Below are 18,752 nucleotides of genomic sequence, written 5' to 3'. Positions count from 1 at the left end.
GAAGAGACTCTAGAAAAGGCTCTGAAGAGTCACTCAAAAATCCTCAAACAGATTGAACAAGAACAGCTTCAATCCGAAGGAGCTACGGTGTCTGAAGTTTCGACATCACAGGATTCAACTCCCCAAACAGCCCAACAACAGAAAACGGCCCAAAAGCGAGCTGAACGCCTCGAAAACTATGAGCAGGTCCACAGCTTACGGAAGCAAGGATACAAGGTCAAAGATATTGCCTATCATCTAGGGATGGGTGAGCGTACGGTGTATACCTATCTATCGCATGAGACGTTTCCGGAATGGCAGCCATCCAGCCGAAAACGCAGGAGTATTTTAGACCCCTACACGTCATATCTCATCGATCAATGGAACCAAGGACGTCAGCACACCAAACAGCTCTTTAAGGCAATTCAAGAAAAGGGCTATTCAGGGACCTACGAAACTCTTGCACGCTATACCCATACGCTACGGTCAGCTCAAGCTCAGCTAAGCCCCAACCCTGACTCATTAAAGGACTTGCCTGGTCGAGGTCCGGCCCCAAAGGTCACCATCAAGTCCCAGAAACCGTTAAGTGCTCGGCGAGCGGCTTGGTTAGTTCTCCAGAAACCGGACACGTTGACAGATAAACAAAAAACGCTCTTGGAACGCCTTAGTCAACGATCTGAACTATTGGAGCTCATAAGGCTCACTCAGGACTTTATCAGCCTTGTCCGACAGCGACTTCCTGCACAGTTAGATAACTGGTTAGAAAAAGCTAAGAATACTACAGTGAAAGCATTTCAGAGCTTTGCCAAAGGATTGGACGAAGATTATGATGCGGTCAAAGCTGGCGTTACATTAGAGGTTAGCAATGGCCCCGTTGAAGGCCAAAATAATCGATTAAAAATGCTGAAACGACAAATGTTTGGACGGGCAGAGCTAGACCTATTGGCTAAGCGACTAATTTTAACAAACAGATAGTCTTCTGGGGCGATGGTTCAGGCTAGGGTAGCGCGATCACCAAAAGTCGCCAAGAGCCCGAAGTTGTGTGAATCAGCAAGCAGCCAATGTGAACGCTGCAAGTGGAGCGGCTGTTACTGATGCTATTGGGTCAAGTACTATCTTTCCGATTAATGGCTTTAGCCCTGCTCGTGTGGTTTGGAACCGCGCTACAGACAAAGTTTTGGTCCCTAAGCGATCAGCGATTACCAATCAGTTATACGGTGCCTATGAGAACGTAAACCGCGATAGCTGCGCGTTTGGTAGAGCAGCTGAAGACGATGATATGCACGATGTATTTGCAGCTATCAAGTCTCAGATTCTAACTACGAATGCAGGTTTCGGGCTCAATCGAGTCTCCCTAACTCGCGAGCGTCGGAGATATCGGTAGACCCCCATGAAGCCAAAACACGACATCCTCGATCCGTTTATGACGTGGCTTGATATGAACCCTGAGCACGGGGAAAGTGATCAGCGTCGAGCCATTGAACAACTTGCAGTACGACAGGAGCTGATCCAAAACTGGCTAGATGGAAACGAATACGTGGATGCCGTGTTGGACTGCATCGAAGAGCATGGCTTAGATGCGGCTGGCTATGTCGAGGCTGTAGAAAACTCGGTCAATCAGTTTATTTACAGTGGTGGTGCTGCTTACATTACTAACGAAAGCGGGGTACTGTTGCCCGCACATATAGGTTGATGAGCTGGCAACTACTGCAAGAGGTAGAACCTCAGTTTGAATGGCTCACTCTGGGACCACCCATTGTTGGTGAGCCCACCCTGAAGATAGAACAAGACTGGTCCTATGCTGGGGCATTCCCCGGTCGGGCTTATATCACCGTCGTTCAGCAGTTTCCAGATGGTTCCTTATACGGCTTCAGACGGTTTTATCCGTATCGAGATCCACGCTTGTTTAATCCTTCCATCCCCAACCACTTGGAGGCTTCAGGCTGGAATGTTTACTCAATTCGTTTGAAAGTCAACCTATGGGGACAATGGCAAGCAGATGCTAACTGGCGAATTCGAATCTACGAATGGATTGGCAATACCCCACCCGCAATATTTGTCGATCCGGGTGTGGGTGAGAACAATCCTTCAACCCCTGACCTAATCTACGATGGCGGACAAGAAGTTTGATGTTGTGCTCCTAGCGCGACGTGTGGAGGGTGTGGAGGCTCCTAGCTCCATCAAATATGGGGAAGTTGTGCAATGCCCTGATGCCAATAATGGCGAAGGTGCTGTTTATATCGGTCGGCCAGATGGGACGCCGATGCTGCTCAAGCAGGCCACAAACCCGCAAGAGCTGTACTTGACGGTGCCTGAGCAGGCGAGCGATTTATTTATCTCGACGAAAGAGACCAATCGAAAAATACCGTGGACGACGACCCCGAGAGCCGCTAATGATGTTTGCTATCGAATTGGTAACGACATCTCGCTGTCGCCCGATGGCAAGGACATCACATTGCCGATTGGCACCTTCGATATTTGGTATCGAATCCATTTTTCCACCATGGAAGGCTATGCCGTTATCGGCATCTTGGATAGCACCACCTTGGAACCACTGAATAAAAGCTCGGTGGGCGTGGCTGAACCGGGTAAAGAACCCGGCAAAATCCGCGAATCCATTGGCCGAGCCGTCTTTTTTGTCTCTGCCCCGATCACCATTAGCGTTGGGGTTGAGTACGCAGATTCGAATCAGGATAAACGGCTGAGCTGGTGGGAATGCTGGTGTCACATACAGAAGCGATGATCGGCAGCCTTCCCCCTGGGCAGATTGCCCCGATGGGGAATGCAACCTTGCCTTGCCAACAGCTGCAAGCGCTCCTGATTAGCCTTAACAATCAGGCGGTTGAGATTTCAATTCGTGATGGATTTCTGGAAATAAAAAACCTCACTGACCACACGGTTTTTTATGCTGGCTCCTGTTTACAGCCAGACGATTAAGCTCAAGTGGCACATGGCAATGCTACAAATCCTTGAGTACAGGCCAGGGCGAGAGACGCCCATTAGACACACGATCAATTTGGCCCGACTACCGGCCACCATTGGGCGATGGGACCAGGCAACCTACCCAGTGGCTGTTGGCATGGATCCACGACTCGTCTTTGTGCGCTCCATTTCTCGTATCCATGCCACGGTTTACCGCGAGGGGGACCAAATCATGCTCAAAGATGGGGGCGACCAACCGAGTCGAAACGGCCTCTGGCGCAATGGCGTGCAATTGAATCGGCCCGTACGGATCTATGAAGGCTGTGAATATGCGCTAGTGCCCAGGACAGGGGACTATGGGCTACTCCTGAAGTGGCCTGTCACTGAACCGAGCACTGACTATCCCACCCTGGGCCTTGAAGATGTGGATAGTTTGAAAGCGGAGTTAAAGGACTCTGACGAACAAATAGCGACCCTGACGACGCAAGTTGATCAGTTGACGATTCAGCAGGGAGCCACCCAAGATACAGCGCTCTCGCTACAGAAAGAGGTCATTACGATAAAAACGGAACTCAGAACTGTGAAAGCCAAAAATCTGCGCCAAGACTCACGGTTGAAGCAGCAGAACCGATGGTTATTGGGCCTGGCTATCGTGGTGTTGGGCGCTACCTCGCTATTGCTGTTCGGTGATTCCGATACGCTGGAGCTGATTTGCAAGACCGTGCTGTCCATTATTGGCATTGTCAGCGCGATCGCAGGCTTCAATCATGAAAAAACATCCCAGAGTTAATCTGACTGGAGGTGGTCGACGACAGACCAAAGGAGCCCAGATAGCCGACCCACACGGCTCTTAGAGAGTGAACTCAAAATATTAAAAATTCATCAGAGGGGTTAGGATTTAAATATCCTGATGCTAATCTGAGGGGGTCAGACGAACCTTGAAAACCTAATTCTTCCGTTGACCCCCTCAGATTGATTACTGTGAGGGACATTCAAACGTTTTTCACAGGGTCTTATTGGGAGTCATTTTCGATTGTGTAGGGTCAGTTTTGCCCCCCTCAGATTTAGGTATCTGGAAAGCCCTAACCACAATAGTTTCAAAAGGTAGGGGTTCAGATTCCATTACCCCGAAAGGGGACGGAAACCATTATCCCGCAGCCAACAAACATTCCGAAGATGAAATGTTCAGATTCCATTACCCCGAAAGGGGACGGAAACTTTAGCGCGATTATAGAGCGCGGTGTCAACATAGTACTGGTTCAGATTCCATTACCCCGAAAGGGGACGGAAACTCAAGCCGTGCTCCTGCAGGTTCATCGTGAATGGCTCGTTCAGATTCCATTACCCCGAAAGGGGACGGAAACTCGCGATAATCACGGTTGTCGACGCGGTTGTCAACAGTTCAGATTCCATTACCCCGAAAGGGGACGGAAACGCCTGACCAGCGGAGTCACCAACCCAAAACGGGCCATTGAGTTCAGATTCCATTACCCCGAAAGGGGACGGAAACAGGCTCTCTTATGGCAAAATATTGCCCTGCCCCAAGTTCAGATTCCATTACCCCGAAAGGGGACGGAAACGCGACGACGTTCTTAGGTTTCAATTACGGCAATGTAGATCAGTTGCCAATTCCATTACCCCGAAAGGGGACAGAAATGACTAGAATTTGCCCCAGACTGACGTGAGGGTATGTAGATATCTCACTGGTGTTTAGTTACTTGGTCCGCTGCGATGGACAGCAACTAATCAATTTCAAAAAAATAGCCCTGACCTTTACGGGACAGGGCTTTGGCCTTCTAATTCAAGGAAAGTCGTACATCCTTAGAATGCCCATGCTAGCGTCACTGGCACATCCGGCTTATCGGCTGATCCAGTCCAAAAGTAGCCCGTCGTGTTTGGCCAACTGGCACATACCGGCTAATGGCACACTGACGCCGGTTAGTCAGGCAGTAACTTTTTTATCGCTGCCTTCAGCTCTTTAGCATCGACTGCCACCCGATCACCCATCACAGGATTCTCAAACTGTGGAGACGTATCAATGACGATAAACACGTCATTTGTTAACGGCTCTTCAATTAATTCTAAGCTCATGGGCATGGAGTGACCGCCATCGCAATCCCGACCAATATCAAGTTCAACTTTCTTTCTTTTCATGTGCATTTATCCGTTGCTAATGACAAGTAGAGTGCGATATAAATCCCTCTAAAAAATTGAGAAAACACCGTGTGGACTTGCGGTGGATATCACTGTGGACTTAACAGTGGATTAGGGTCCACAGCGTTGTGGACGTACACCACAATGAACATTGTTTTGTGGACCGGTCCACACTATATACAGCAATTGTTTTAGCGTTTTTGTGGACCTGTGGACTTTGAAGAAATACGTTGTTATTCCGCCCAATATAGGGGGATAGCTTTTACAGCTCAGGGGTCCACAAAACCTGAAATGTGAGCTTGCTGTGATAGCTGCCAGTCTCTATTTTGATCACCCGTTTTAGAGACTTACTTAATAGCATTTGGTGCACCTGCTCAATGTTTAAATCATGGTTCTTTCTGAGGGAACTAGCGAATCTAAAAAACGATGAAACAGTATGAATTGAACCGACTTGAAGCTCAAATAATTTCTTAACGCAATAGCGAAAGGCATCCAGGCTAATGCCCTCTGGAATATCCAGCTTTGATGGTTCAGCTTGGTTAGCCTGACCCGGTTCTTCAGGGGGCCTGGCCACTAACTTCCCTCGACTGTTGCGTGGGTAGAACTTCCAGAGCAAGGCTTTATCCACTGAATCGTAGAAAAAGTCACCATAGCCTTGGATGTGCAGCACTTCTAGAACCATTTCAAGTTCACTGAGGCTTTTCACGGGGTCCCAGCATTGAACAGGAATGCGCAAGTCTAGCAACCCCGTTCCATCGTCCAGAATGCTCCGCTTCGACTCGTACCACACCAAAAACTCATTGGCTAATCGTCGTTGTCTGGGGCTATAGCAGGCAAGCGGGTCTTTTTGTTGGGTGGCATCAATGGGTAGATGCTCGGTCGGGGTCTCCGGGACTGATTGAGCGGGTGCTTCAAATCCATAGGGTGTATCCAGGGCAGGATTCACCACGCTCGGTTTAATCGGTTGGATGTCCCAGCGTTGAGGCAGCACAATTAAACGCCACTGGCCCCCAATGTTCGTCAGGGCCAGTACGACATTGACGGGGGCTTTATTGGCGTTATGCTGCTCCAGATAGGCCGTAAAATCCTGCTTGAGGGCCGCTCGGGTATCTTTGAGCGCAATATATCGGGCATCACTCAGTAAGCTCTCAATGGCCCCATAGATGCCATTACGTCCCAATGCAATCACATAGTTTTGATTGCGAACTTCTTTATCCACACCTGATTTATTGGTGCTCAAGTGACCGAACACCACACCGCGAACGCCTTTGCTACGCCCATCCACAATCAGCGTTTCAATAAAGTCACTGTACGCCTCTTGCCAGTCGGGGATATCTGACTTTTTGGGTGGCCCCCCGGTTTCAAGTTCAGCATAGATACGGGCGGCTTTTGAGATCGCTTTTGTGCCTTCGTTCGACTCATCGATCAGCACAAAGGATGGAACCAAAGAGCCGGTTTCTAACAGGTTTTCGATGGCATTGGTCCGCAGCCGTAGCCGCGTTGCGGCATCCACTAACGTCTGACCCTGCATCGTGCGGGTGACCACATACATATCGTGAGTGTCCTCCAGACCGGCCATGGATAGCGTTTCACCACGGGCCGAGTTGCCCGATTTGTGAGCGATTGCCACAAAGTCAGTGGACTCATCCACTTGATAGGCATGGCTCACAATGGCCTCTAAAAACGCTGATTTACCCACCCCAGTGGTCCCTAACCCCAGTAGGCCTCTGTCATCTGCAAGGAACCGGGGAATAGGATTTTCTATTTTTAAGCCACAATACCGACGCTTACCCGTCAGGTCGACACAGCGCTCTGATGCCTTGGTCGTGGCATTTTTACGGGTGGAGAATTTCAGGTCTTTGGTTGTTTCAGTGGTGGTCGCCTCCGGTGAATCCTGGGTGATGCCCATCAAGGCTTTGAATTCTGCGAGCTCCTCTTGTGAGGTTTTAGCGGGGACCAGACCGGGTTCCTTCATATGGTCCGGCAGCGGTGCATTATTTTGCAGCTTCACTTCACTGACAGCTGTGTAAACACGACTGGTTTCTGAATCCTGAAACGCCTGTTTCTGTAAACTCCGGGTGAATTGACGCTCTTCTTCGGCTTCATCTAACTCGCGTTGGAATTCATCCAGTCCGGCATGGGCCATCCCAATGAGGGTGAGGCCGGTGGCGGACATCATGAGGCCCAAGGCTGGCGGCCAACGATAGTTCAACCCTTGGTCTGAGTAAAACCGTCGCTCTACTGGGGCAAACACGAGAAAGGCCCCCAGGATGGCCATGCCGTAAAGACAGAGTGCGCGTTTAGGCGCTGCGACCCAGGCACCTTTGAGTAACTGACCTGACCCTTGTATTAACCGACGCCTAACGGCAGGGGACAGGAGATCCGTGTCTAGAAAATGGCTATCCATGTGACGATGCCTCCTAACGTGATGGCGCTGACAAACGCGATAAACTGCAAAATTCCAACACTGCTTGCTTCAAACGTGAGGCGTTTAGCCCATGGATGGCCCCGTGTAATGCCATTGAGCTGTAGGCTTAGCAGGCTCACAACGACGAAAAAAGCGGCCACACCCACCGCGAGAAGCGAAAATTTCAACGGGGGCCATAGGGCCGACAGCTGGACAATGGCTGAGGAGGCACAGGCGATCAGGAGGTACTGGGTGAGCTGGGCTCCTAAGTGATGGTTGAGTTTCACGGTCCTAAGGGGGCAATTGCCCCCTGATAAACGGCTAGTTCTGGACAAATTGGTGCTCTAAATGTGAGCCCTGGTGAATTCCGTTTCGGCTGATATCCGTGGCTGTGTGCAATTTCTCGCGGAGGCCACGATCAAACTTGGCATAGGCAATATTGGCGTTCTCCACGTCAGACGCATGCTTTAAACCCGCTTGCTTTCTGGCTAGATTGAGCTGATGCTTCAGTGTTTGCCATTGTGCAAACGCTTCCTCAATGGTGATTTCAAGCTTCGCTACTTTCTCGCGTAAGCTCTTGAGAGCCGTCTGGTACTTTTGTTGGCAATCGATATAGTGATTAGCGGCATCAATCGCTCGTGTTGCCTGGGATAGTTGCTCTGACTCTGCGGTGATGTGGTCAATAAACTGATCCGCCGATGCTTCTGTGCCACAGTCCGTTAGAAAGTTGCCAGGAAGTTTGGCAACGTCCGTGAAGTCAAGCCGTTCTAGGTTGCTGGGGTTGATCCGTTCGTTGGTCAGTCCCGTTTTGGCGTTTAAAGTTCGTTCAAGATTGCCGGTCAGGTTAAAAGCCATCGTTCGATATAGGTAAGGTAAACATCAAGGGGGGCGACGCTTAGCGCCGTATGTAGTCTCGGTTTTCTAGATAGAAATCCCGCAACGGCAGGGACCGATAATGGTTGTGGATGGTGGATATGGCAAATGCACCCGCCAGGATTAATAAGACCAGGTGCGTTAACGTCAATCGAAATTGTTTCAGTCTCGACAGGTCACGGGCTTGCTGATGGTGGTCAGCGGTTAGCCGCTCGATATAGCTATGGTTCAGCTCGGACAGATCACCCAAGTGAGTCACGGTTCCTTTAATGAGGTCTAAGTCTTTCTGAGTCAGCTTTTCGCCTTGTTCCAGTACGGTTAACTGTTTACGAATCGTGGCGAGCGCGCGTTTTATCTCGGTTGAATGGATGCCGTGAGTCTCCTCAAGGTCGGCAACCGCCGTCCTGAGAGTGCTAAGACCAACGCCATGACGCTCAACGGTTTTGTTGAGAATGCCAAGTTTCTCAGCAAGACTTAAATCGTCAGTCGGTGGTGGCTCAGCCGGGGGGTGCACATCTGGCTCGGTACATAACCAAGTCAATGGATCATCGCTCATGGCTCTCACCTCCGTTAGTTCCAGAACGTGAGGGCATCAAAAAAACCAGTCGAACAGGTATAGGCCGTTACCACTGGCTGAGCCGTGTCTCTCAATTTCCAGCCTGCCGAACCAGACAGCAGGCACAAAATCAGCATTAAAATGATTTTCCAAGGCATGATGAATCGGTTCCTGGTTGATAGGGCGTGAACGCTGATGGTTTGTGGGAATGACTACAGATTTCGTCTACCTAGGCCGTTATTGCCATAGACGGAGATCAGGTGCTTAAAGTCTTTGGTCCGTTTGCATGCGCCACAGGTTGTCTCACTGGGCGTAGCGGTTAGGTTGAGTTGCTGTCCATCCAGCGGGGCCGTATAACGCCCGCAATAGGTCAGCAGTTCCAGGGTTTCAGGGTCAAAGGCTTTACGGTCTGGATCTAATCCAGACAGGCGGGTCAGATGGTGTTTGAGCATCAGATGCTAACTCCAATCGGTGAGTTGTGAAAATTCGTCTTTGGGCTCAGCGGCCTGGGCCTGGGGCAGTGACGCAGCCGGTTGATGATTGGCGTGCTGACTGGCGGCCCAGGTGCTAATGATGTGGTTGAGCGCCAGCCGTGGATCGTCGGTGTGGATTTGCGCCATCACCTCACGTATCAACGGCTGAAACCCTTTATCTATCGTGATTCTCATGCGTTGACCTTACGGATGGCATAGGCATAAAGGCCACGGGAATTGGCCCACTGTGGATCGCTCAGCACCTGAATATTGCGCTTTGCTAATAGACCTTTGATGCCAGGCAGACAGGCACCACCACCAATCGCGATCAAGGCTGTCGCTGACGCCATACGATCTTCTGTCGGTCTGACCATGGGCTTAAGCACCCGGTTAACCCACTGGGGTAATTCCTGTTTGTAGGCTTCGGTAAATTTCCAGTTTGGATACTGCGTGCCGTAGGTGAAGTGGGTGCTCTCAATACCGGCTCTAATCAGGTGGCGATCTCCTTCTCTCTTGAGGTGTTGTCGCACCAATGGGTTTGTTGCAACCGCATCAATGAGACTCTCAACACCCCCGTTTTGGCTATAGCTTCTATCGGTCATGACCAGACCATTAAACGAGCTAACAATCAACGTGCCATTGCCTAAGTCATAGACTAAAGCATTCGTGAAATCAGAGTGTCGTTGATAGGCCAAAACCGCTCCAGTTCCTTCCTCTAGCACGCCATTAACAACAACAGAAATCACGGATAGTTTGTTGTTAACCATCACATGATGTTGTCCTTCGAGAGCTGTTTTTAAGCCCTTGCCGAGAGTCGCGCCATCATGGACCGATGCCGTAATAGAGAGACTCCATTCTGAGCGAAACGGCATCAGAGAAAGCGCACTCAGTAACAGTTGTAAACCCAGGTCAATCTTGCCGGTTTTGTCATCCGTTACCCGTGCTAATGCCCGTGGCGCATGGTAGTAAGCATTGATGCCACCGATCCATTGCTTGCCGACCAGGTCAGCGCGATCACCCTGGAGATACTCCACATAGCCTTGGGTTTGACCCATGCTCAGACGCTCAGTTAGATAGGTCACATAGCTATCGAGGCGGTATTCTCCCAGTCCCGTCACCAGCTTTAAAGCCCCATTGCCAATGTCTACACCAGCCGGTTGAACCATGGGGCTGGTAGCGTCAGATGTGGCAGAGACGGGCAGATTTGCCAATACTTGAGTAGTCATATATTTGAACCTCTATGGGTTGATGCGTAAGGGATTGAGTTCAATTAGTCCGGTTTTTCAGTCGTTGCATGGACTGACTGAATGAAACAGATGTGGCAGATTTAGACAGATTTGCCACGCAGTAGGGCACAAGAAAGCCCCTGGGCAACTCCATTGCACAGGGGGGTAGTTTCAGGCGCTCTGTTTTACATAGCTGACGGTTCGAAACTCATCGACTGAACCGTTTTCAAGACAAATCGTGTAATAGTACAGCTGCCCGTCTACTTCGACGACACCTTCATCAGTTATGGAGGCCTCAGAGCCACTGCATAACTCAAACAGCTGGACACCTATAGACAACTTTAGTCTTTTGATTGTTTCCAGCCGCTCTCTCAGCTGCTGACTTTCAGTTGTTAGTGTTGAAAACTCTTGAAATAGCTCGTATGGGCTTATTTTTTTGGATTCGTTAGGTACCATAAAAAGGTCTCTCCTTTAGGGACATGGCCCTGGGCTACGTCGTCCAAACTGAGGCCCAGGGCTATTAACTGATTTTCTAAACTGCGCTGAGGACCTTACTCCTCAGCGCTTTTTGTTTCAAGTTCTTGAAGAAACGCTATGGGCTCTTCAGACTGAAACGATCGAGGTAGATCAAGCCAGCCTTTTCCAAACCTGGATCGCAACCAACCCTCAATATTTTGAATTTCCTCCGTAGTAAAAGTCGGCTCGAATCCATTGGCAGCTCGATTGACTTTGTCCTTGGTACACCCCCACTCACGAGCCAGTTTGCTTTGAGAAATACCAAGAACTCGAACAAATTGAGCGATCACATTCTCTCCTTGCTGAAACTCACCTCTTGACATAGCATAGCATTAACGTCGCAATTTACGACGATATTCACGACGTATATTACGACATCAACTCCGATAGACGACACGCGGAGGAAGATTAACGCCCTGACTCCGCGTGTTAATTATCTCAACCCTGACAAGCGTGATAGAAGGTGTTTCGTATTAAGCCTCATTTCAAATCAAGTAAGAAAGTAAACTCCCATGTCCTGGCAATCAATAAATCAATTAACCCATGACCTACGAACTTACGCATGGGGTGTCATAAATGATCATTCTTGTTGGAGAGACACCCAGATCGGGATAGTTTGGCCTCTCCAAATTAGGAAACTCAATGCCCCCTATGGCTGCATATTTCAAGTCGGCTTTTATCGACCCAGGTTGCAAATTCTCAACGCCTACGAAATGGAAGTTGACTATCTCATGCGTGGAGGGCAATCCAATGCCAATGGGTAGCAACTGTATTAACTGGGCCTGGCTCGTTGCACGCCTGGTTGCGGCTAATCAACAGCAGCACTTCTATGTACTGCGGTTTATGTGGACTGCGATCGAGTCGTTCGAAAAAATGGGACTACCGCCCGAGCAGATTAATGAGCTGCGTGGCATCTACACCGGCATGGCAGAGGGTGTAGTGTTTTCGGACTTTATTAACAACCAGCAAAAAGAGGCTGACTCACCGAGCCAACCTCACAGTTAGTACCGAGATGTGGAGCGGGGCTGCCAGCCAGCCCCTGGAAATCTTAACTTGTAAATATTATGGCAAAGATAGCTCAGGAAGCACGAAAGGGTGCGGCCTGTCCATTGTGTGGTCGCGAGTCGTATTGCTTCCTGATTGGTGGTGAACCGAGCAAGCCAGACATGGTGCTCTGTCAATGGACAGATGCAAATCGCCCTCCTAACGGATGGACCTATCAGGGACTCGCCAAGGACAACCGGCCTAAGTTTGTTAGGGATGGAGCCAAACGAAGACGGAGCCGCAAATATCCTGACCTGATCCGATTACAGCCTAAGGAGTTCTCTGAAAAATCACCCTCATGGGTACTAGACACCCCCAAGCCCACCATTGCCCCTGGTGATCTAGTCGTCGTTGCGGATGGCATCACCCCAGGCATCCATGAGGTTAAGCGTCGAAAGCGTAAGACGCTGATGTGCTCAACACCTGGGGGTACCCAGATATTTTTAGAACTTCCAGAAAAGAATGCTAAGCCCTGTGTTGAGGATGCAGCTACCGGTGACCAGCTACAGCGGATTGAATATCTATATCCAGATCCGCTTAACCCAGAGAAGAATATCGGTAAGGTGGTCCGTCGTCAGTGGACCGATCGCAGGGCCTGGTTTGAGGGATATACCAAGACCAAAGAAGTTAGGCCGTGGTTTTGGAATGAAGAGGCTGGCAACTGGGCCATGGGACGCGGGCCACGAAGCTGGCCATTGTATAGAGAGAACGAAGCCAAGGAAGCGATCACCCGTGGCGAGGTTCTATTTATTGTTGCCGGTGAACAGGCTGTTGAGGTTTACCGGTCGCTAGGTCTCACCGCAACAACGTGTCAGGGTGGTGAAAGCCGCTATGCCGATATCCCCGACAGACTATCGGGCAGTGTGGCCATGGCCAAAGATGCAGGTCTGAAGCCTCTAATTGCCATACACCCTGACTTTGACCTAACCGGTGAAGCCACTTTCTCAGCCGGTTTAACCAAGGAATGCCGCAAAGAAGCGATCGCAGCGGTGGTCCTGAATCCGCTAGCTATTTGGTCAGAAATGCCCCATGGGGGTGACATCAAAGATGTAATTGAGCAGAGTGCGATCGCAACGGACGAACTCCTCATTCGGCTAGAAAATGCCATTGATGAAGCCATCGACCTGGCGCAGATGGCAGAGCACAACATTAAACGGCGACTGCGTTGGGGGGCTCCAGATTCTGTCGATGGTGAACTCGGTTACTGGCGTAAAGATGACGACAGCGACGATGACTATAGTGTCTTTCGACCGCTCACTAATTTTGACTTGCAAATAGAGAAAGAAGTGGCTAGCTCAGACGGTGGGGGCTTCATTTTGCAGTTGAAACGTAGTGGTGACCATCAGCAGCACCGTTTATTTCTGCCAAGTCTAGATTTCACCAGCGTCAGCAAGTTTGAGGACACTTTAAAGAAAGCGTTGGGCGGTGCCCTCATCTGCCGGTTGAATAACCACCAGATGAAAGCGCTGTTGAGAGTACGTCTGGATGAGTATCACAGCCGTGGTGGAAAACTTTATCGCCTGGCTGAACGTGTGGGCCAACAATCTGATGGCTATTGGATATTCCCCAGCAATCAGCTCATGCCCAATGGTGAACCCACCAGCGAAGATCACAGCCGGTGGATTTGGAATGATGGCATTACTGGGCAGGCCGATACCCTACCGGTGCCTCGATATAATCCCGCCTCAGCGGATGCAATGGGTCAGTTGGTGGAGTCAATGATCGGGTTTTATGGACCGGTCAATATTTACCCAGCCTTACTAACCCTCGGTTATGGCGCGGCAGCTGTTCACTATCAGTCCTTCATTGAGCAAACTGGTAGCTTTCCCATCCTTAACCTAATTGGTGACGGTACCGCTGGTAAAACCACAGCTGGGGCCTGTGCATTGTCTATCTCTGGGATGCACACCGATAAAGCCGGTGGCATGCTCAAAGACGTTTCGATGTCAGCTGCCTATGAGCGGTTAAAGCTGATCGGCGGCCTGGTGCATTGCTGGGATGACCCACACCGCAACCCTGAACTAGACGAGTTTTTGAAAGGACTCTATAACGGCAAGCCCCGACTCGTCAGAGGTGGGGACGCTGGCAAGTTCAATTCCCAAAAGCCTCATTCCGCCTTGATGGTGGCGTCTAACTTCGCTGCCGGTGAGACCAATGCGGCAACCATGAGCCGGTTAATCCTGCTCTGGTTTGACTGCAACGACAAGTGTGGTGGCAAAGACGACTGGTCAAAGATGAAACGGGCTATGGACAAAGCCAGTGGTGCCCTGCCATTGGTCATTAAGTTAGGCCTAGACCTGGATGCAATCGGTCACTGCGAAGACGAATTAACACCCTATTTACCCCATGCCCATTCCAGGATGGCTCGTAACCTGGCCATCATTCTTCACTATGGCAATGCCGTGCTGGATATGGCTGGCGTGCGATCTCAATTTGACCTGCTGAGCTACCTGAGGGATAAGGTTTGCACCATGGCCAATGATGCCGATGCCAGCACCGACAGCTTACGCGACTTTATCGAACGACTATCCATGTTCCGGTCCCAAGCCAAGCTAGGTGATTGGAATATGCGGTTTACCACCGAGCACAATTCGGAGGTGGTCAAAGCGCTATCCATCCGTCTCAACGAAGTGTGGGATGTGGTGGATAAGAATTCAAAGCTGGCTTACAACAAGCAGATTCTTAAGAACCTACTCAAAGCCCGTGGTGCCCATATGCATGACCGGCAACGGTTCCATGGCAACGAAGACGTCTCAAAGGCATTTGACCGCAAAGCCACCGATGATCCGAAGTGGAGAATTCAGCGGTGCATCTCTATTCCCATTGAGCTGATCCGCGACTACATCGAAATTGATGAACAGGTCGAAAATTTTGAAGGGCCTAAAAAGGTGTCAACTGCGTCAACTGACCCTGCTGATCAACTTGAAATCCCTGCCAGTCATAAAGAATCTCAGTTGACACCTATATGTCAACTGAATGTCAACAGAGATAAAAATAGTCAACTGAACAATGGAGAGGGTGATCAGAGTGATTCGGCAACTGTCACATACCCCAAATCTCAGTTGACGAATTCCAGTTGTCAACAGCCCCCCTCGGTTGACACTCAAATGTCAACTGGGCAAACCCATACCCAGAAAGGGATAGAGGGTGATTTTGAACCTCAGTTGACGCAGTTGACATCAGAAAGGGTCCCTATAAATATTCCCCACGAAGATCCTTCATTTGAGGACCCTGTCGTAAGTGCGAACTCTTGTCTCACAAACGCTGAAATAAAAACAGAGAAAGAGAAACAAGCAGTCTCAAGCGTCTCACAGCGAGACTCGGCAATTTTGGATCCTCAAAATCCTGTTGAGAAATGTAACGACCAACTGTCACAAGGGAAGGGTAAAAAACTGCTGCCTCCACTGATTCCAAAAGTCGGGGACATCATCATTCCAACTGGGGCAACGGCCTGGTGTCGAAAGGGCAGCACCAAATTACCGAAAGGGTCTATTCCTCGTCAGTGCAAAGACGATGATCAGATTCGGTTGGCGTACATGGGGAGTGAGGGGTGGCACGCACTGCAACGACCCTCAAAAGTTTTGGCTATCTCCGCTGATAAGAAGCGGGTCAAGGTCCGGAATCAAGAAACCGGGCGCACAGATGTATTTGCCCTCTGTGGGCTGCAAATGATGCCGCCACAGGAGGGAGATGGATCGCCAGATAACCCCTAGAGAGCTTTGGTACCTATGGCTTGCCTATGTCGAATACAAAACCCCCTACGTCGCCCCTAGCACCGTGGTTCGGGATTACGCCAAGTTTGAAAAACGGATACTCAAAATGATGAAAGAAAAACCAGAGATCAATGATGCGCGCGATGTCCGCGCCTGGCTGTTGGACAACTTCTCACTAGAAACCGCCAGGCGAACCATTCAACAATTCAACGCCGCCTGCAAGTTTGCCGTCGCCATGGGGGATCTGCCCGTCAACCCATTCGATGGGCTTACTCGGTACTGGGGCAAGCGTCGCCGGATAACCGAGGATAATTACACCGCATTCACGCCCAAGGAACGCGCGGCGATCATTGATGCATTTGAGCGTGACCATCCGTTCTATGCATTTTGGGTCAAGTTTCTGTTCTTGTCCGGCTGTCGGCCAGAGGAAGCGAGCGCTCTCAAATGGGGAGATGTGGCCTCCGACTTCAGCGAGATTCTGATTAATAAGGCGCTGCCGGTGGACACCCGGATCGAGCAGCCAACCAAGACCTATCGCTCTACGCGGTTTCCCTGCAATGCCCAGATGCAACGATTGCTTGAAGAGCTGTGGGCTCGAAATTACAGGGAGGACATCACCCCAGAGACCGTTAGTACTCACTGGTTGATTCCATCGGTCAAGGGTGGCCCCTTCGACTACAAAAACTTTCAGACGCGCTACTGGAGACCCACCGTTGAACAATTGGTACGAGATCGCAAGGTGGCCTTCTACTTCAGCGAATACCACGCCAGGCATACCTTTATTACCGAGCTGGTCAAAAAAGGCATGGATGAACAGGACATCTCTTATTTATGTCGAACCAGCGTGGCCATGATTCAACGGTGCTATGCCAGCCAGTCCAGAATCGTTAGTGTACCGGAGTTTTAGCTATGAGATATCCGAACGAGACCCCTGAAGAAGTCTTAAAGCATTCATCAGAGCCATTCATCCATGACGACGAATACGATCTGGACGACTACACCGACTATGACGAGAACGGGCCATATTTTGACCCATATGCGGGCTGTTATGACGATGAACCCCATGATGTGTGGGGCGAGCAAGACGACTACGAGTATTGGCTAAATGAGTGTGGCCAGGGTCAAGGATATGTGGGCTGTCTCAAAGCAGGCTCTGAGGAATGTGATTTTGAATGCCCATTTAGAGATTCTCTTGAGGTCCTCGAAATTACTAGACTGCAAATGATAGAGCGGTGGGTGCTGGACAAGCTCCCATGGGTACTTCATGCATGGCGAAACCTCATGATTGGCCGCCCGTATGAAGTGAGCGCAGATGCTGAAGAGTTTTGGGCTTGTTTCCTGCGAAGCCACAACATCTATGGAACCCCCTGGGATGCGTATCTCATCAACCAGCTGTTTTTTTATGGCAACCACGAATCCATTCCATATGACGACATACCCTTTTGAGTTTCAAATAACCCCCTGAATTTGAAACTCAATCTGAACACTTGCAATGACGTGGAGACTTTTGAACATGCCGATGGATAGGAGTTTGTATCCTGACGACTGGGATGAGATCGCACTCAACATTAAGAATGAGGCTAAATGGGTATGCGACGACTGCGGAAAAATATGCCGAAAATCTGGCGAGTCAGTGGATGAATTTGTGGTTCGTATTAATGCAATAAACCAGCTGTTCTCAGGCTGGCCAGAGGATATATCTGTATCTGAATCTGAGGTTAGGGCTCACCCACAGCGATGGACATTGACCGTGGCCCACCTTGACCACCGGCCCGAAAATTGCGATCTCACCAACCTCAAAGCGCTCTGTGCTCCATGCCATTGTCGGTATGATTTGCAGCCGTCATCCATGTTTGTCAAAAAGCAGCTGAAGCTTGAAAGGTGTGGCCAGTTAAGCCTGGAGGTTGGTTGAGATGGTGGCCTACAACTTTAAACAGCAGTTTGCTCCACTCATTAGATCGGGGGCCAAACAGCAGACTATCCGAGCACGTCGAAAAAACAGACATGCGATCGCTGGGGAACCCATTCAGATTTACACCGGGATGCGTACCAAGAGTTGCTCCAAACTGATTGACCCAGACCCCATATGCAGAGCGGCATTACCCACCAGCATTGATGGTATGGACGTGGTAATAGATGGCACGCCTCTGGTGGGTAACGAGCTGGAGCAGTTTGCGATCGCAGACGGGTTTAGCTCATTTGATGAGCTGGCAGATTTCTTTAAAGATCGGATGCCGTTTGAGGGTGTTCTAATTGCCTGGGGGGATTGGCAGCCCTACTGGACACCATTTTGATCAGACGGTTGTTCAGTAGGCGTGAATTGCAGGACGAACTTCACCCTTCCCTGAATCCATTGGCCACCAGGCGACAAGACTTTGCAAGAAACCCCAGAGGTCCACGACGTCAGATTATTACGATCACTGAACACTGAGCCCGCCACTTTAGACGCATCCTGCCCTATAAAAGTCTGACCAACGTCAGGCAACTTCCTGTTATCAGTGAGCCTGATCACAGTGTCTGGAGCGACTATTTCTGGTTCATTCATAACGCCTGAAAGCCATATAGCGTAAGCCTTCAACGAGAATTGAACTCGTGACCTCTCCCTTACCAAGGGAGTGCTCTACCGCTGAGCTATGAAGGCAAAAAGACTATGTGGTGGGCCGTGTTGGATTCGAACCAACGTAGGCGTAGCCAGCGGATTTACAGTCCGCCCCCATTAACCACTCGGGCAACGACCCACTACCACATACACCGGCAATTAGACCGGCAATGCCAGGAGGCGGACTTGAACCGCCGACACGAGGATTTTCAGTGCATTCAAGCGCTATAGCTAGCATTGATGAGCTTACTAGCAAGATGCGACTAAAAAGCTTATGTAGGCAATCGATA

Annotated in this window: 24 protein-coding genes, 2 tRNA genes and 1 CRISPR repeat array; of the genes, 13 read left to right on the top strand and 13 right to left on the bottom strand. The window is 50.1% G+C overall.

The window, feature by feature from the left end:
• The 7 genes from QGP82_RS25405 to QGP82_RS25375 form a co-directional block, all read left to right on the top strand.
• Positions 1 to 954: transposase (locus QGP82_RS25405; RefSeq protein WP_499061411.1), on the top strand; the 954-nt coding region annotated here is incomplete at its 5' end.
• Positions 955 to 1,021: 67 nt separating this feature from the next.
• On the top strand, positions 1,022 to 1,363 hold the full coding sequence (locus QGP82_RS25400) for a hypothetical protein (RefSeq protein ID WP_499061410.1): 342 nt from the start codon (positions 1,022 to 1,024) through the stop codon (positions 1,361 to 1,363).
• A 6-nt stretch (positions 1,364 to 1,369) separates the two neighbouring features.
• Positions 1,370 to 1,672 carry a hypothetical protein gene (locus tag QGP82_RS25395; RefSeq protein WP_499061409.1) on the top strand — a complete coding sequence of 101 codons (303 nt, stop codon included), beginning with the start codon at positions 1,370 to 1,372 and terminating at the stop codon, positions 1,670 to 1,672.
• Positions 1,672 to 2,109 (top strand): hypothetical protein, encoded by a 438-nt coding sequence (locus tag QGP82_RS25390; protein ID WP_163671282.1) that lies wholly within the window; start codon positions 1,672 to 1,674, stop codon positions 2,107 to 2,109. The genes QGP82_RS25395 and QGP82_RS25390 overlap by 1 nt, the downstream gene beginning before the upstream one ends.
• Complete coding sequence (locus tag QGP82_RS25385; RefSeq protein WP_499061408.1) at positions 2,090 to 2,722, top strand: hypothetical protein; 633 nt, start codon at positions 2,090 to 2,092, stop codon at positions 2,720 to 2,722. The genes QGP82_RS25390 and QGP82_RS25385 overlap by 20 nt, the downstream gene beginning before the upstream one ends.
• Positions 2,695 to 2,916 (top strand): hypothetical protein, encoded by a 222-nt coding sequence (locus QGP82_RS25380; protein ID WP_499061407.1) that lies wholly within the window; start codon positions 2,695 to 2,697, stop codon positions 2,914 to 2,916. The genes QGP82_RS25385 and QGP82_RS25380 overlap by 28 nt, the downstream gene beginning before the upstream one ends.
• A complete protein-coding gene (locus QGP82_RS25375; protein ID WP_499061406.1) occupies positions 2,885 to 3,691 on the top strand; it encodes an FHA domain-containing protein in 807 nt (268 codons plus the stop codon). Before QGP82_RS25380 ends, QGP82_RS25375 begins: the two co-directional genes overlap by 32 nt.
• Positions 3,692 to 4,011: 320 nt before the next feature.
• A CRISPR array of direct repeats spans positions 4,012 to 4,558; the repeat unit is 35 nt; unit sequence GTTCAGATTCCATTACCCCGAAAGGGGACGGAAAC.
• A gap of 281 nt (positions 4,559 to 4,839) precedes the next feature.
• On the opposite strand, the gene QGP82_RS25370 is transcribed toward QGP82_RS25375, so the two are convergent.
• From QGP82_RS25370 to QGP82_RS25320, 11 genes are all read right to left on the bottom strand, one after another.
• Positions 4,840 to 5,055 (bottom strand): hypothetical protein, encoded by a 216-nt coding sequence (locus QGP82_RS25370; RefSeq protein ID WP_163698531.1) that lies wholly within the window; start codon positions 5,053 to 5,055, stop codon positions 4,840 to 4,842.
• A 262-nt stretch (positions 5,056 to 5,317) separates the two neighbouring features.
• Positions 5,318 to 7,462 (bottom strand): hypothetical protein, encoded by a 2,145-nt coding sequence (locus QGP82_RS25365; protein ID WP_499061405.1) that lies wholly within the window; start codon positions 7,460 to 7,462, stop codon positions 5,318 to 5,320.
• On the bottom strand, positions 7,444 to 7,749 hold the full coding sequence (locus QGP82_RS25360; protein WP_163698527.1) for a hypothetical protein: 306 nt from the start codon (positions 7,747 to 7,749) through the stop codon (positions 7,444 to 7,446). The genes QGP82_RS25365 and QGP82_RS25360 overlap by 19 nt, the downstream gene beginning before the upstream one ends.
• A 34-nt stretch (positions 7,750 to 7,783) precedes the next feature.
• Positions 7,784 to 8,317 carry a hypothetical protein gene (locus tag QGP82_RS25355; protein WP_490793268.1) on the bottom strand — a complete coding sequence of 178 codons (534 nt, stop codon included), beginning with the start codon at positions 8,315 to 8,317 and terminating at the stop codon, positions 7,784 to 7,786.
• A 40-nt stretch (positions 8,318 to 8,357) separates the two neighbouring features.
• Positions 8,358 to 8,891 carry a hypothetical protein gene (locus QGP82_RS25350; RefSeq protein WP_499061404.1) on the bottom strand — a complete coding sequence of 178 codons (534 nt, stop codon included), beginning with the start codon at positions 8,889 to 8,891 and terminating at the stop codon, positions 8,358 to 8,360.
• A 14-nt stretch (positions 8,892 to 8,905) separates the two neighbouring features.
• Positions 8,906 to 9,049 (bottom strand): hypothetical protein, encoded by a 144-nt coding sequence (locus tag QGP82_RS25345; RefSeq protein ID WP_163698522.1) that lies wholly within the window; start codon positions 9,047 to 9,049, stop codon positions 8,906 to 8,908.
• A 54-nt stretch (positions 9,050 to 9,103) separates the two neighbouring features.
• Positions 9,104 to 9,343, bottom strand: a complete 240-nt coding sequence (locus QGP82_RS25340) for a hypothetical protein (protein ID WP_490793266.1) — start codon at positions 9,341 to 9,343, stop codon at positions 9,104 to 9,106.
• 6 nt (positions 9,344 to 9,349) lie between these two features.
• A complete protein-coding gene (locus QGP82_RS25335; RefSeq protein WP_499061403.1) occupies positions 9,350 to 9,559 on the bottom strand; it encodes a hypothetical protein in 210 nt (69 codons plus the stop codon).
• Complete coding sequence (locus tag QGP82_RS25330; RefSeq protein WP_499061402.1) at positions 9,556 to 10,590, bottom strand: ParM/StbA family protein; 1,035 nt, start codon at positions 10,588 to 10,590, stop codon at positions 9,556 to 9,558. Before QGP82_RS25330 ends, QGP82_RS25335 begins: the two co-directional genes overlap by 4 nt.
• A gap of 171 nt (positions 10,591 to 10,761) precedes the next feature.
• Entirely contained in the window at positions 10,762 to 11,046 is a 285-nt protein-coding gene (locus tag QGP82_RS25325; protein WP_499061401.1) for a hypothetical protein, read from the bottom strand.
• Between the two features lie 95 nt (positions 11,047 to 11,141).
• Positions 11,142 to 11,429: a hypothetical protein gene (locus QGP82_RS25320; protein WP_006516741.1), complete on the bottom strand. Its 288-nt coding sequence runs from the start codon at positions 11,427 to 11,429 to the stop codon at positions 11,142 to 11,144.
• A 433-nt stretch (positions 11,430 to 11,862) separates the two neighbouring features.
• Between QGP82_RS25320 and QGP82_RS25315 the strand changes: the two genes are divergently transcribed.
• From QGP82_RS25315 to QGP82_RS25290, 6 genes are all read left to right on the top strand, one after another.
• A complete protein-coding gene (locus QGP82_RS25315; protein ID WP_499061400.1) occupies positions 11,863 to 12,111 on the top strand; it encodes a hypothetical protein in 249 nt (82 codons plus the stop codon).
• 59 nt (positions 12,112 to 12,170) lie between these two features.
• A complete protein-coding gene (locus QGP82_RS25310) occupies positions 12,171 to 15,863 on the top strand; it encodes a hypothetical protein (RefSeq protein ID WP_499061399.1) in 3,693 nt (1,230 codons plus the stop codon).
• The gene (locus QGP82_RS25305; RefSeq protein ID WP_499061398.1) at positions 15,841 to 16,770 is read left to right on the top strand and encodes a tyrosine-type recombinase/integrase; all 930 of its coding nucleotides are present in this window, start codon (positions 15,841 to 15,843) and stop codon (positions 16,768 to 16,770) included. The genes QGP82_RS25310 and QGP82_RS25305 overlap by 23 nt, the downstream gene beginning before the upstream one ends.
• Before the next feature lie 2 nt (positions 16,771 to 16,772).
• On the top strand, positions 16,773 to 17,309 hold the full coding sequence (locus tag QGP82_RS25300) for a hypothetical protein (protein WP_499061397.1): 537 nt from the start codon (positions 16,773 to 16,775) through the stop codon (positions 17,307 to 17,309).
• Between the two features lie 67 nt (positions 17,310 to 17,376).
• On the top strand, positions 17,377 to 17,775 hold the full coding sequence (locus tag QGP82_RS25295; protein WP_499061396.1) for an HNH endonuclease: 399 nt from the start codon (positions 17,377 to 17,379) through the stop codon (positions 17,773 to 17,775).
• 1 nt (position 17,776) lies between these two features.
• Complete coding sequence (locus tag QGP82_RS25290) at positions 17,777 to 18,157, top strand: ASCH domain-containing protein (protein WP_499061395.1); 381 nt, start codon at positions 17,777 to 17,779, stop codon at positions 18,155 to 18,157.
• A gap of 275 nt (positions 18,158 to 18,432) precedes the next feature.
• On the opposite strand, the gene QGP82_RS25285 is transcribed toward QGP82_RS25290, so the two are convergent.
• Together QGP82_RS25285 and QGP82_RS25280 are read right to left on the bottom strand one after the other, a co-directional pair.
• Positions 18,433 to 18,504, bottom strand: a tRNA-Thr gene (locus tag QGP82_RS25285).
• Positions 18,505 to 18,516: 12 nt separating this feature from the next.
• Positions 18,517 to 18,601, bottom strand: a tRNA-Tyr gene (locus tag QGP82_RS25280).
• Between the last annotated feature and the right edge of the window lie 151 nt (positions 18,602 to 18,752).

It is taken from the genome of Leptothoe sp. LEGE 181152 (genome assembly GCF_032906605.1).
Classification (GTDB): domain Bacteria; phylum Cyanobacteriota; class Cyanobacteriia; order Phormidesmidales; family Phormidesmidaceae; genus Leptothoe; species Leptothoe turfae.
The sequence above is the reverse complement of the archived record's forward strand: the minus strand, read 5'-3'. Positions and strand labels throughout refer to the sequence as shown.

Excerpts from the sequence above, each read along its gene's own strand:
- QGP82_RS25395 (WP_499061409.1), top strand. The coding sequence starts at position 1,370 with ATGAAGCCAAAACACGACATCCTCGATCCGTTTATGACGTGGCTTGAT.
- QGP82_RS25390 (WP_163671282.1), top strand. The coding sequence starts at position 1,672 with ATGAGCTGGCAACTACTGCAAGAGGTAGAACCTCAGTTTGAATGGCTC.
- QGP82_RS25385 (WP_499061408.1), top strand. The coding sequence starts at position 2,090 with ATGGCGGACAAGAAGTTTGATGTTGTGCTCCTAGCGCGACGTGTGGAG.
- QGP82_RS25380 (WP_499061407.1), top strand. The coding sequence starts at position 2,695 with ATGCTGGTGTCACATACAGAAGCGATGATCGGCAGCCTTCCCCCTGGG.
- QGP82_RS25375 (WP_499061406.1), top strand. The coding sequence starts at position 2,885 with ATGCTGGCTCCTGTTTACAGCCAGACGATTAAGCTCAAGTGGCACATG.
- QGP82_RS25370 (WP_163698531.1), bottom strand. The coding sequence starts at position 5,055 with ATGAAAAGAAAGAAAGTTGAACTTGATATTGGTCGGGATTGCGATGGC.
- QGP82_RS25365 (WP_499061405.1), bottom strand. The coding sequence starts at position 7,462 with ATGGATAGCCATTTTCTAGACACGGATCTCCTGTCCCCTGCCGTTAGG.
- QGP82_RS25355 (WP_490793268.1), bottom strand. The coding sequence starts at position 8,317 with ATGGCTTTTAACCTGACCGGCAATCTTGAACGAACTTTAAACGCCAAA.
- QGP82_RS25350 (WP_499061404.1), bottom strand. The coding sequence starts at position 8,891 with ATGAGCGATGATCCATTGACTTGGTTATGTACCGAGCCAGATGTGCAC.
- QGP82_RS25345 (WP_163698522.1), bottom strand. The coding sequence starts at position 9,049 with ATGCCTTGGAAAATCATTTTAATGCTGATTTTGTGCCTGCTGTCTGGT.
- QGP82_RS25340 (WP_490793266.1), bottom strand. The coding sequence starts at position 9,343 with ATGCTCAAACACCATCTGACCCGCCTGTCTGGATTAGATCCAGACCGT.
- QGP82_RS25335 (WP_499061403.1), bottom strand. The coding sequence starts at position 9,559 with ATGAGAATCACGATAGATAAAGGGTTTCAGCCGTTGATACGTGAGGTG.
- QGP82_RS25330 (WP_499061402.1), bottom strand. The coding sequence starts at position 10,590 with ATGACTACTCAAGTATTGGCAAATCTGCCCGTCTCTGCCACATCTGAC.
- QGP82_RS25325 (WP_499061401.1), bottom strand. The coding sequence starts at position 11,046 with ATGGTACCTAACGAATCCAAAAAAATAAGCCCATACGAGCTATTTCAA.
- QGP82_RS25320 (WP_006516741.1), bottom strand. The coding sequence starts at position 11,429 with ATGTCAAGAGGTGAGTTTCAGCAAGGAGAGAATGTGATCGCTCAATTT.
- QGP82_RS25315 (WP_499061400.1), top strand. The coding sequence starts at position 11,863 with ATGGGTAGCAACTGTATTAACTGGGCCTGGCTCGTTGCACGCCTGGTT.
- QGP82_RS25310 (WP_499061399.1), top strand. The coding sequence starts at position 12,171 with ATGGCAAAGATAGCTCAGGAAGCACGAAAGGGTGCGGCCTGTCCATTG.
- QGP82_RS25305 (WP_499061398.1), top strand. The coding sequence starts at position 15,841 with ATGGATCGCCAGATAACCCCTAGAGAGCTTTGGTACCTATGGCTTGCC.
- QGP82_RS25300 (WP_499061397.1), top strand. The coding sequence starts at position 16,773 with ATGAGATATCCGAACGAGACCCCTGAAGAAGTCTTAAAGCATTCATCA.
- QGP82_RS25295 (WP_499061396.1), top strand. The coding sequence starts at position 17,377 with ATGCCGATGGATAGGAGTTTGTATCCTGACGACTGGGATGAGATCGCA.
- QGP82_RS25290 (WP_499061395.1), top strand. The coding sequence starts at position 17,777 with ATGGTGGCCTACAACTTTAAACAGCAGTTTGCTCCACTCATTAGATCG.